The sequence below is a fragment of the Streptococcus parasanguinis genome (assembly GCF_001069785.1).
Classification (GTDB): Bacteria; Bacillota; Bacilli; order Lactobacillales; family Streptococcaceae; genus Streptococcus; species Streptococcus parasanguinis_T.
In genome coordinates this window covers 14,584-27,413 of the sequence record NZ_JVSR01000027.1, presented here as the reverse complement: position 1 = coordinate 27,413, position 12,830 = coordinate 14,584, and the positions used below count along the sequence as shown (strand labels likewise).

The window sequence follows — 12,830 nt, the reverse complement described above, 5'->3', positions numbered from 1 at the left end:
GACAATCCAAAAATAATTGAGAGGCTAGGACTTTTGTCCCAGCCTCTTTCATTCTATTTAGATTATTTGTCTGTAAGAGCAGCCAATCCTGGAAGTTCTTTACCTTCAAGGAGTTCCATAGAAGCACCACCACCAGTAGAGATCCATGAGAATTTGTCTGCACGGCCAAGGTTGATCGCAGCAGCAGCTGAGTCACCACCACCGATGATTGATTTAACGCCTGGTTGTTTCACGATAGCGTCCATCACACCGATTGTACCAGCTTGGAAGTCAGGGTTTTCAAATACACCCATAGGTCCGTTCCATACAACTGTTTTCGCACCAGTCAATTCTTGGTCGAATTTAGCGATTGATTTAGGACCGATATCAAGACCAAGGAATCCTGGATCTACTGCTTCACCTTCAGTGTCTTTCACTTCAGTGTAGTCAGCAAATGCATTCGCTTCTTTTGAGTCAACTGGCAAGATCAATTTGCCGTTTGATTTTTCAAGAAGAGCTTTCGCCACATCCAATTTGTCTTCTTCTACAAGTGAGTTACCGATTTCGATACCTTGTGCTTTGTAGAATGTGTAAGTCATCCCACCACCGATAAGGACTTTATCAGCTTTTTCAAGCAAGTTTTCGATAACACCGATCTTGTCAGATACTTTTGATCCACCAAGGATAGCTACGAATGGACGTTCTGGAGCTTCAACTGCTTCTTTGATGTAAGCAATTTCGTTTTCAAGAAGGAATCCAGCAACAGCTTTATCAACGTTTGCAGAGATACCAACGTTAGATGCGTGTGCACGGTGAGCAGTACCAAATGCATCGTTTACGAAAATACCATCTCCAAGTGATGCCCAGTATTTACCAAGTTCAGGATCGTTTTTAGATTCTTTCTTGCCATCAACATCTTCGAAACGAGTGTTTTCAACCAAGAGAACTTGTCCATCTTCAAGAGCGTTAACAGCAGCTTCCAATTCAGCACCACGTGTAACACCTGGGATAAATTTCACTTCTTGACCCAATTTAGCAGCCAAGTCAGCAGCTACAGGAGCAAGTGATTTACCTTCTTTATCTGCTTCTTCTTTTACACGTCCAAGGTGAGAGAAGAGGATTGCACGTCCACCTTGTTCAAGGATGTACTTGATAGTTGGAAGAGCTGCAGTGATACGGTTATCGTTAGTGATCACGCCATCTTTTACAGGAACGTTGAAGTCAACACGAACGAGAACTTTTTTCCCTTTCAAGTCAACGTCTTTAACAGTCAATTTTGCCATTAGATATGACTCCTTCTTTTTTTAATACATGATAATTATATCACAAAATCTGTAAAAGAGGTAGAAAAATCCAATGCTTTTCCCCTCTAATTCACAGGATCCGAACGACACTTCTAGATACAAGATCAAACCTCTCTGGTTTTCACCAGAGAGGTTTTTTTGAGAGTGACTTTTTAAAAGAACGAAAGAATCCTGTAAAAGGCTTACTCTTCTTTCTTCTTACCAGCCAAGAGGAATCCGCCTAAGGCTGATAGGAGAACAGCTTCAGCTGCAAAGGAAGCTTCTAGGCTTGCCGTATTTGGTAAGTGTTCCGATTGACTTTCTTTGCTGGCATCTTTTGTTTCTTGCTGAACTGTTGGCTGTGAGTTCGCTCCTTGGTGGGCACTTAACAACTGATGGATCTCTTGATCAACCATATCCTTGTGTTCTTCCTCTTGATGACCCGCTTGAGTAGAAGTCGTTGGGGCCAACTGATCCACTTGAGAAGACTCTGTAGGCTTCAATGGATTAGCTGGATCCGGAGTCACTGGGGCAGCTGGTTGGACTGGTTGATTTGGTTGAGCTGGTTGAACAGGCTGATCAGGTTTAGCCGGTTCCTCTGGTTGGATCGGTTGATCTGGTCCTTCCGTTTGTGCTGGCTTATAGACAATCGCATAGTGAGTAAAGTGAGGAGCTGTAAAGATGACTACATCTCCAACTCTCTCAAAGGCCAAGGATTGAGGAGCTTGACCTTCTGGGAAGAAGAGAACTTGCTCCACTTCTTTATCCTTATCCACAGGGATTTTCACAAGGGATGGATGGTGGGTATCAATATCTTGACCGCTGGCATCCACGCCTTCAATATCAAAGACGATTCCTTCTCGACCCTTCAGCTCTTCTTTTTCTGCCTGATTGGCTTCAACTTTTGCGACTTTCAGTCCTTTGACAACGGTTGGCTCTAAGTTGGAGAATTGAACTTCGACTCCAGTCGCAGGGTCTACAAAGACCGCTGGCTTATCTTCTTTCAGGAGCGCAATCAAGGTTTCTAGACCTGTTTTTGCGGTTGCGAGCGCTTCAGGAGTGAGCTCTGAAGAGTCTAGGAGTTCTTTATTTTTCTCAACCAGTGCCTGCAAAGCGTCACCAGAAGGGTGATTTGGCTTACTTGCTAATAGAGCGGTCGCTTCCTCTGTCAGAGTAGAAAGAGCTTCTCTCTCTTTGACTAGATTAGCTTGTCCATCCAAGGCTTTCAAGAGAGCGGTCAATTGGTTCAACTGCTCATTGACTTGATCTTGTGTGCTGGTATCATGTTCTTTCAAGACTTTTTCAGAAGCAGCCATTCCAGCCAACAAGGCTTCTTTGACTTCAGGACTGGCAAATGTAAAGTCTACTTTGGCTTTTGCAGCTTCAGCTTCAGCCAATTTTTGCTTGAGGTATTCATCGTTGAGAGCTGGTTTTGGATTGACGAGGACATCAAAGCTTGTGCTAGCTCCTTTGTAATGGATAGTGATGGTTTGACGGCCTTCCTTGGTCGCATCAAATCCAGTTACTTCAACCCCTTCATCGGTCAAGGCGTGCGTTTCGGTCGTTTCATCTTCAAAGACGACTGTAAAGCGTCCGCCTTCTTTCTCCAATGCTTCTCCGACAATATATTCCACTTTTGGTTTGTCGGTCAATTCTAGACCAGCAACCGCTTTTTCGCCTGCTTCCTCTGCACTGACCACAAAAACAGTGAGAGTCTTATCTAATTTCTGACCAAGGTAAGAGACTTCTAGGTGTTGTTCTCCCAGCTTGCTACTATCAAATCCATGAATCTCTACACCTGAGTTGGTGAGGTTGACCAGTTGATCTGCTTGGCCATCTTTATAATGAACGCGGAGAGTCGCCCTTTTCAAGGAAAGGGCATCGCCTTCCCGGTAGACCTTCTTGGTCAATCCATCTTCAAATTGGAGTCCCGCAATTTCTTTATCATTCTTTGGAACTTCGATCGCCAAAACATTACTGATATCTTTACCAGGAACTTGTGCGCGATAGTAAAGAAGAGACGGGGTTGATTCAAAAGCGAGCGGTTTAAATATGAGATTTCCAGCTTGATCGGCTGTCATGGTCGCAATTGGACTAGTGGCTTCTTTATCGGCATAAAGAGTCAGAGTAGTATTGGCCGGAACATCTTTGAAACCGACTTGGACAAAATGATTACCTAAGTTTTGCGCTGCAGCATGTTTCATCGGGATGTTGACCGTTTCCGTATCCAGACTTTCATACATCTTCCAGTTGTAAATCCGGATGGCTTGCCATGGGGTGCCGTTATCTGCTGTAATGACATGGAGACGCCAGTCTTGAGCCTTGATCGGATGATCCAGTGTAATGTCAGATACATGGGCTTTATTGCCACGAACTTCCTTAGCGAGCTTCCATTCACCCACTTCATCCTTGTAGTAAAGGTCGAAGTCACGGGTATTCATCTTGCCATCGTCGACAGATTCTCCACCCGCACCGGCATGGTCCATGACCCAACGAACAATGGTCCGTGGTTGTATCAAACGAATATCGACGGTTCCACTCAATTGAGCAGAAGACCATTTATCTGAAAGACTGGTAATGGTCCCATTTAACATGCCTTCAATACCTTCACTACCATCCGCATCTGGGAAGCTCGAACCGATCACTTTGGCTCCAATGACTACGTTTGGCGCTAGGGCTTTTGGAAGACTGGTATCTGACACGGTCATGCCCCAATCAAAGGCTACAGTTCCCGCATCTGAACGTTGGCCGTTCTTCCCAACTGCCACAACCTTGAGTTCCTGAGTGGTTCCTTCTGCACTTGCTGAACGGGTAACTTTTGGTAGATAGACGGTTGTTGCAGAAGACCCTGTTAAGAGACGCCAGTTGTCGCCATCTTTTTCATAGACTTCATAATAATCTGCATCTGCTACCCCTTTAAAATTGAGAACTGCTTCTGCTTCTTGCGCATTTTGTAGACGTTTTGCTCGAACGGATACTTCTGCTGGAGTCGCTGGTTTCTCTTGGTTTGAAGTAATTGACAATTGGCCGAGATTAAATTTGTAGTCTTTAACATCCGTATCATGGTCAAAGAACATCTTCACAGCATAAATGGTCTTGCCAGCCAAACTTCCCAAATCAAAGGTTTGAGTAGACCAATCCGCACTCGGTGTCAATTCTTTCCATTCGTATTCAGAGTAGTCTTCTTTGGTGGCAACAGCTACCCAGGCAGCAGCTCCGATCCCACCTTTATGACTGACGCTCAATTTTGTCGTTTCTGTCACAGGGATCTTGGTCGAATAGAGCATGACATTTTGATTGCTATTGGCTTTCAGATCGCCTTCAAAGGCTAGAGAATTTCCTCCATTGTAGGCTTGATCAAAATCATAGCGACCTTTTAATGGTGTACTATCTTCACTATGCTCTACCCACCAACGCCATGTTGGAAGGTAGCCAGAAACAGAACGGTAGTTCCACTCCCCTTCTTTAGAAATCTTGCCATCCACAAACCAGTGTTTTCCGTGACCAGTATTGAAGGAAGTATTGAAATCTTCACTTGTAATAGGAGTTTTGTCCACTACTAGATTGGACATACCGTACCAAGATTGGTCTGCTGGTTTTCCTTTAGTCGGATCTCCTTGGAAACCTGTCCAGAATAGATCTTCATGGGTATGGTAACCTTCTCCCGTCTTTCCTAGCCCTGTAATGGTGTCAGGTGCATAAAGACCAAGAGATAGACGCAGCTTGCCATGTTCATCTAAAATGGCATTCCAGTCTACATTAGTTTTATAAGAGCCTCCTTTTTGGAGCTCGAGTCCAGCTAGAACATCATAAGGATTCCGCTTAATCCATTTAGCTGTACTGATGGAATAATCCACTTCTGATTTGCCCCAGTTAAAGTTAGCAAAGAAGGTATCCACTGGATTTTCCCCATTTTCTGGCTGCATGAAATTGTAGTTGTATTCTCCCAGCGCATTCTCATGGTAACGGCCATATTCATAGGTCATAGCATCATACCAGGAATACTTAATCGGATAGTTCAGACTCTTGGCATATTCCTTGGTATAAAGAAGAAAATCTCTCAACTTTGGACCCAATGGTTCTACAAGATTTCCGGTTGTTTCTTGGTTGATAAAGTAACCATCAAAGCCATAGTACTTGGCAAGTTCGACTAATTTCCGGGCGATCGGGAAGGTTTTAGAGCCTTCACTATCTTCTTTCAAGGTTTCTGCAAAATGTTCTTGATCCTTGATGCTGCTAGACCAGTTATAAAAGAGTGTCCCATAAATAGGAACCCCATTACGGTGGGCTGCATCGATCACATCTGCTGATGGAACCAGTCCTTCCCAAAAGACCATGGAGTCCAAATATTGCCAGTAATCAAAAGCATAGGCTTTAAACTCTTCCCCGCCGACAGACGCATGATCCTTTGCTTTGGAGTTCATATTTGACAGTGCTTGGATCTTCGCTTCAGGGTTGGCTTGTTCATTAATTTGTTTCCCTTGAAAACGACTCGCAAGTGGGACACTTGCTCTGTTCATATCGTCATCCACTCGTTTTCCTGGTTCCCACTTCAAGAGATCGTCCCAAGTATCGAACTTAACTTCTTTGGGTCTCAATTGTTTTTCTTCATTGGTTGGTAAATCGGCCACTTTCTCAGCAGCAGCTTTCGGTTTTTCAGTCTCTGAAACAGCTGGATGATCTGTAGTCGCCGAGCTAGCTTCTGTACTTGTAGGACTAGCCTCTGGAGCGACCACTTCTGCGGCTGGTTTTTCCGTTTCTGCAGCAGGTAAAGCCGCATCTGCAGTATAGACGCCAGCTTCTCTCACTAGATGATTGACGTCTTCGGTCGCTACTGAAGAGGTTTCTAAGGGTTGTTCACTAGTAGAAACCGTCTCATCTGCAGAGACAGCGCCTGTTCCTAAAAATGCTAACCCAATCAATGCGGAGCAAACTCCCACACTGAATTTTCGTATACTAAATCGTTCTTTCTTTTCAAATAGATGACCTTTCATCTTGACCTCCTTGTATGGTTTTTTTCTTTTTCTTGAGCGATTTCCATTGGCTCCTTCCTCCACGATCTGTAATCGCTTTCATTTTCTTGTATTAGAAATCTCCAATCAAGAATAGGATACCCTAATCTATTTAGCACTGTCAATCTATTTTGCCAATTCCTATAATATGATGAGAAAGCCCTAAAAAAAGTACAAAAAAAGAGGAGGTTTCCCTCCTCTCATCATACGCATGAATTATTTAGCAATTTTTGCGAAGTATTCAAGAGTACGAACAAGTTGTGCAGTGTAAGACATTTCGTTGTCATACCATGAAACAACTTTAACCAATTGTTTACCGTCAACGTCAATAACTTTAGTTTGAGTTGCGTCAAACAATGATCCGTAAGACATACCTACAACGTCTGAAGAAACGATTGGATCTTCAGTGTAACCGTATGATTCGTTTGAAGCTGCTTTCATAGCTGCGTTCACTTCATCAACAGTAACGTTCTTGTCAAGAACAACTACCAATTCAGTAACTGATCCAGTTGGAACAGGAACACGTTGTGCAGCTCCGTCCAATTTACCGTTCAATTCAGGGATAACCAAACCGATTGCTTTAGCAGCACCAGTTGAGTTAGGAACGATGTTAGCAGCACCAGCGCGTGCACGACGAAGGTCACCTTTACGGTGTGGACCGTCAAGGATCATTTGGTCACCAGTGTAAGCGTGGATAGTAGTCATCAATCCTTCAACAACACCGAAGTTATCTTGAAGAGCTTTAGCCATTGGAGCCAAGCAGTTTGTAGTACATGAAGCACCTGAGATAACTGTTTCAGTACCATCAAGAATATCGTGGTTAGTGTTAAATACGACTGTTTTAACATCTGATCCACCAGGAGCAGTGATAACAACTTTCTTAGCACCACCAGCATGCAAGTGTTTTTCAGCAGCTGCTTTAGTAGCAAAGAAACCAGTTGCTTCAAGAACGATTTCTACACCGTCGTTAGCCCAGTCGATTTGTTCTGGATCGCGTTCAGCAGAAACTTTAACGAATTTACCGTTAACTTCGAATCCACCTTCTTTAACTTCCACAGTACCGTCGAAACGACCTTGAGTTGTATCGTATTTCAACAAGTGTGCAAGCATAACTGGATCTGTAAGGTCGTTGATGCGTGTAACTTCAACACCTTCTACGTTTTGGATACGACGGAAAGCAAGACGTCCGATACGACCGAAACCGTTAATACCAACTTTAACTACCATTCGTGATTTCCTCCTTATGAAAATCAAAAAAATTTTTTGTGAAAAGAGTAACTTGACACAGCGCCAAACATCTTTTAACAGTCTCTATTATATACTTTATTGCATTAAAAAGCAACTATTTCCCAACGAAAAGCAAGATTTATCATAGATCACTGCCTCTTTTATTAAAGTTTTTCACAAAGTCTTGATCGATCGGAAAAGCGCTATTTTACTTGTACTCACTTTTGGAACGAAGAAAAACTCTTCCCAAAGTGGGAAGAGTTTTTAAGCATTGGTAAATTAAGCTTCACCTTTAGCTTTTTTAATGATTTCTTCTTGTACTGATTTTGGTACATCTTCGTAGTGGTCAAATACCATCATGAAGGTACCACGTCCTTGAGTTGCAGAACGAAGGACAGTAGCGTAACCGAACATTTCAGCAAGTGGCACATAAGCACGAACGATTTGGCTTGCACCGTGTGCTTCCATACCATCTACACGTCCACGACGAGCAGTTACGTGACCCATAACATCCCCAAGGTTTTCTTCAGGAACTGTGATGGTTACAAGCATCATTGGTTCAAGGATAGCTGGTTGTGCAGTCTTAGCAGCTTCTTTAAGTGCAAGAGATGCAGCGATCTTGAAGGCAGTTTCAGATGAGTCGACATCGTGGTATGAACCATCGTAAAGCTTAGCTTTCACGTCAACCATTGGGTAACCAGCAAGAACACCGTTCGCCATAGATTCTTGAAGTCCTTTTTCTACTGCAGGGATGAATTCACGTGGAACCACACCACCGACGATCGCATTTTCGAACTCGAATCCTTTACCTTCTTCGTTTGGAGTGAATTCGATCCAAACATCACCAAACTGACCTTTACCACCAGATTGACGTTTGAAGAATCCACGTGCTTGTGTAGAAGCGCGGAATGTTTCACGGTAAGATACTTGAGGGGCACCAACGTTAGCTTCAACCTTGAATTCACGTTTCATACGGTCAACAAGGACATCCAAGTGCAACTCACCCATACCAGAGATAACTGTTTCACCAGTTTCAGGGTTTGTTTCAACGCGGAATGTTGGATCTTCTTCAGCCAATTTTTGAAGGGCGATACCCATCTTGTCTTGGTCTGCTTTAGATTTAGGCTCAACCATCAATTGGATAACTGGTTCTGGAACTTCGATTGATTCAAGGATGATTTTTGCTTTTTCATCTGTCAATGAGTCACCAGTTGTTGTATCTTTCAAACCAACGGCAGCAGCGATATCTCCAGAGTAAACTGTTTCGATTTCTTTACGAGTGTTGGCGTGCATTTGAAGGATACGTCCGATACGTTCACGTTTACCTTTAGAAGTGTTCAATACGTATGAACCTGAGTTCAAGACACCTGAGTAAACACGGAAGAATGTCAAACGACCTACGAATGGGTCAGTCATGATCTTGAAGGCAAGAGCTGCAAATGGCTCTTCATCAGATGCTGGACGTTCTTCTTCTTCGTCTGTATCTGGGTTTACACCCTTGATTGCAGGGATATCAAGTGGGCTTGGAAGGTAGTCAAGGACTGCATCCAACATCAATTGAACCCCTTTGTTCTTGAAGGCAGAACCACAAAGTACTGGGTAGAATTCAACGTTGATTGTAGCTTTACGGATACCAGCTTTCAATTCTTCGTTAGTGATTTCTTCCCCTTCAAGGTATTTCATCATCAAGTCTTCATCAGTTTCAGCAACTGCTTCAACCAATTTTTCACGGTATTCTTGAGCTTGTTCAAGGTATTCAGCTGGAATATCTTCTTCAAGGATATCTGTACCAAGGTCGTTAGTATAGATTTCAGCTTTCATCTTGATCAAGTCAATGATTCCGCGGAAGTCATCTTCAGCACCGATTGGCAATTGAATTGGGTGAGCGTTTGCTTGAAGACGGTCATGAAGTGTGCTTACTGAGTAAAGGAAGTCAGCACCGATTTTATCCATCTTGTTAGCGAATACGATACGTGGAACTCCGTATTCAGTTGCTTGACGCCAAACTGTTTCAGTTTGAGGCTCAACACCTGATTGTGAGTCAAGAACGGTTACAGCACCGTCCAAAACGCGGAGTGAACGTTGAACTTCGATAGTGAAGTCCACGTGTCCTGGTGTGTCGATGATGTTTACACGAGTGTCTTTCCATTGAGCTGTTGTAGCGGCAGATGTGATAGTGATACCACGTTCTTGTTCTTGCTCCATCCAGTCCATTTGTGACGCACCTTCGTGAGTTTCACCGATTTTGTGAATCTTACCAGTGTAGTAAAGGATACGCTCAGTTGTAGTTGTTTTACCAGCATCGACGTGAGCCATGATACCGATATTACGAGTTTTTTCAAGTGAAAATTCGCGTGCCATGAGGTTTGTTTCTCCTATATTTTTTATTTCTATATTCTATTATAACATGATTTAATAAAAACGGATAGGCAGGACCTACCCGTTCTCAGTGTTTTCATGATTTGTTGGTTTCAACTCGTTGCTGAGTTGAATAGAAGCTGAAACTATATGTTTAGCTAATTTGAACCCGAGCGAGGCCCGGTGCAAAAAAGATAAACTGCTTTGTGTTCACGGAACACTGCATCAGTTTCCTATTTTTGCCTTGGGCCTTTGCCGCTCTTGGTATCATAATTGAACCCGGGCTAAAAGCTCAAGTTAACCGATCTGAGCCGGAACGGGATGCTGTGTGAAAAAGATAAACTTCCTTGTATTCATCGAATACTGCGTCAGTTTCCTATTTTCACTTTGCATCCTTGCCGTTCCTAGCATCATGATCTTACCAGCGGAAGTGTGCGAATGCACGGTTAGCTTCAGCCATACGGTGAGTATCTTCACGTTTCTTAACAGCTGCACCAGTGTTGTTCGCTGCATCCAAGATTTCTTTTGCAAGACGATCAACCATTGTGTGTTCCCCACGTTGACGAGCGATTGTTACCAACCAACGAAGTCCAAGTGTTGTACGACGTTCTGGACGAACTTCAACTGGGACTTGGTAGTTAGAACCACCGACACGGCGAGCACGTACTTCAAGTACAGGCATGATGTTTTCCATAGCTGTTTCGAATACTTCAAGAGCATCGTTTCCAGTAGCTTCTTTAATTTGTTCGAAAGCTCCGTAAACGATTGAAGCAGCTGTACCACGTTTACCATCAAGCATAACGCGGTTGATAAGACGAGTAACTAATTGTGAATTGTAAAGCGGATCTGGCAATACATCGCGTTTAGGCGCACGGTTTTTACGACTCATTTCTCTTTATCCCCTTTCCTTATGCTTTTGGACGTTTAGTACCGTATTTAGAACGGCCTTGTTTACGATCGTTTACACCTGCAGTATCAAGTGCTCCACGGACGATATGGTAACGTACCCCTGGAAGGTCTTTTACACGTCCACCACGAAGAAGAACCACGCTGTGTTCTTGCAAGTTGTGTCCGATACCTGGGATATAAGCAGTCACTTCGATCAAGTTGCTCAAACGTACACGGGCAAATTTACGAAGGGCAGAGTTAGGTTTTTTAGGTGTCATTGTTCCAACACGAGTTGCAACACCACGTTTTTGTGGTGAAGAAACGTTTGTTTGAACTTTTTTATGACTGTTGTAACCAACGTTCAAAGCTGGTGATTTAGATTTTTCTACTTTTGATTTACGCGGTTTGCGAACCAATTGGTTAATTGTAGGCATCTACATTCTCCTGTGAAATTTTTTATTTTTGGTGATGGTACACTTGGTGACAGCTACCATCTGTGTGTACTTTTGCAACATTTGTCAGCACGTCCCTGTACACTCTTGAGAGACCAAAAGTAAAAAGTACCGTCTATTATTATAACATGACGGCACTTTGATTGCAAGATGTTTTTTTATTTTTTAAAGAAGTCGAAAAAGTTCATTATTGACCAGCTTCAGCAGGTTCTTCTGCCCCTGCATCTGCAGCCGGAGCATACTGTTGTTGCTGTTGTGGTTGAACTGTCGCATTGGCTCCAGCTACTCCAGCATTGGCATTAGTATTTGCGTTCGCGTTCGTGTTGGCATTAGCGTCTGTTTGAGTCTGCTGTGTTGCCGTTGTGTCGCTCTCATAGGTCAGTCCATAATAGTTAGCGATGTATTGGATACGGGCCTCAAGCGATTGCTTTTGAGTCGCATCTTTGACTTTCTTCACAGCAGCTTGGGCAGCGTTCACAGAATCTTGACTTGGCGTTGTTTCCATTTGAACGACTGCTTTTTCAGCAGCTTCTGTATTTTTCTTTTCTTCCTTCTTTTCTTTTTCTTCCTTTGTTTCCTTTTTCACTGGAAGGGAACCTGTTTTTTTAGCAGGTTGAATTTCTGTCGTTACCTGGGCAGCTGTATTCTTTTTAACGGTATACAAACCAGCTACCAAAATAAAGGATAGAGACAGAACTGTCACCAAGCGAATCCACAAAGGACTATTATCAAATCGATCTAAAATTCTTTTCACTTTTTGATCCTCCTTTGTTGCTCTTAATCAAAGATATTCCCAACTTCGACACTCAATTTATTTTCTTTTACATCGATGTTGGTCACGCGCAATAAGGATTTGTGTTCAAAGAATTCACGGTCGGTTGCAGCATTATCCGCAAAGACAGCTACCCCTGCTAATTCAGAATCGAATTCAGCCAAGAGACTGACCATCCCGTTAATCGTTCCGCCACCTTTAAGGAAGTCATCGACAATCAAGACCCTGCTTCCTGCTTTTAGGCTCCGTTTTGAAAGGAACATTTTCTCAATGCGATCCCCACTTGAGCCTGAAACATAGTTGACACTAACGGTTGACCCTTCTGTGATTTTCAAATCACGACGGACAATGACAAATGGAACATTCAAGACATTGGCCACTGCATTCGCTAAAGGAACTCCCTTGGTCGCTACGGTCATGACAGCATCAATTTTCTTATCTCGAAAGGCTTTGGCAATGATGCGGCCGATCCGATTCAAAATCTTTGGATTGCTCAAAAGATCAGACAGGTAAATGTAGCCACCAGGAAGGATACGATCACTTTCAGACAGTTGCTTGCAAAGATCTTCGACGATTTCTTTGGATTCTTGATCTGAGATAGACGGTGTAAAGATCACGCCTCCACCAGCTCCTGTAATGGTCTCAATATTTCCGATTTCCATCTCTTCAAACGCACGCTTAATGATCACGATATCTTCTGAGATGGAAGACTTGGCAGACTCATACTTTTCCGCAAACGTATTGAGGCTAGTCAATTCATAGGGATGGTTGATCAAGTAATTAGAAATTACGACCATCCGTTCACTTCTTCTTAATTTCATTTTCTCACCATGTAGTTTTTTCTATCATTATACCATAA

The 12,830-nt window shown here is 43.1% G+C and carries 8 protein-coding genes; all 8 read right to left on the bottom strand.

Translation table 11 applies throughout. From position 1 onward, the window contains the following. Positions 1-62 precede the first annotated feature (62 nt). Positions 63-1,262 (bottom strand): phosphoglycerate kinase, encoded by a 1,200-nt coding sequence (locus ADG03_RS01840; RefSeq protein ID WP_003008876.1) that lies wholly within the window; start codon positions 1,260-1,262, stop codon positions 63-65. 203 nt (positions 1,263-1,465) lie between these two features. Further along, a complete protein-coding gene (locus tag ADG03_RS01835) occupies positions 1,466-6,256 on the bottom strand; it encodes an endo-beta-N-acetylglucosaminidase (protein WP_049471807.1) in 4,791 nt (1,596 codons plus the stop codon). A gap of 234 nt (positions 6,257-6,490) precedes the next feature. Then, complete coding sequence (gap, locus tag ADG03_RS01830; protein ID WP_003003093.1) at positions 6,491-7,501, bottom strand: type I glyceraldehyde-3-phosphate dehydrogenase; 1,011 nt, start codon at positions 7,499-7,501, stop codon at positions 6,491-6,493. Between the two features lie 279 nt (positions 7,502-7,780). Then, a complete protein-coding gene (fusA, locus tag ADG03_RS01825) occupies positions 7,781-9,862 on the bottom strand; it encodes an elongation factor G (RefSeq protein WP_003003071.1) in 2,082 nt (693 codons plus the stop codon). Between the two features lie 415 nt (positions 9,863-10,277). Continuing rightward, the gene (rpsG, locus tag ADG03_RS01820) at positions 10,278-10,748 is read right to left on the bottom strand and encodes a 30S ribosomal protein S7 (protein ID WP_003003105.1); all 471 of its coding nucleotides are present in this window, start codon (positions 10,746-10,748) and stop codon (positions 10,278-10,280) included. A gap of 19 nt (positions 10,749-10,767) precedes the next feature. Next, on the bottom strand, positions 10,768-11,181 hold the full coding sequence (gene rpsL / locus ADG03_RS01815; RefSeq protein ID WP_001142332.1) for a 30S ribosomal protein S12: 414 nt from the start codon (positions 11,179-11,181) through the stop codon (positions 10,768-10,770). Between the two features lie 205 nt (positions 11,182-11,386). Beyond that, a complete protein-coding gene (locus ADG03_RS01810) occupies positions 11,387-11,953 on the bottom strand; it encodes a hypothetical protein (RefSeq protein WP_049471808.1) in 567 nt (188 codons plus the stop codon). 23 nt (positions 11,954-11,976) lie between these two features. Next, positions 11,977-12,792 carry a pur operon repressor gene (gene purR, locus ADG03_RS01805; protein ID WP_003012466.1) on the bottom strand — a complete coding sequence of 272 codons (816 nt, stop codon included), beginning with the start codon at positions 12,790-12,792 and terminating at the stop codon, positions 11,977-11,979. Between the last annotated feature and the right edge of the window lie 38 nt (positions 12,793-12,830).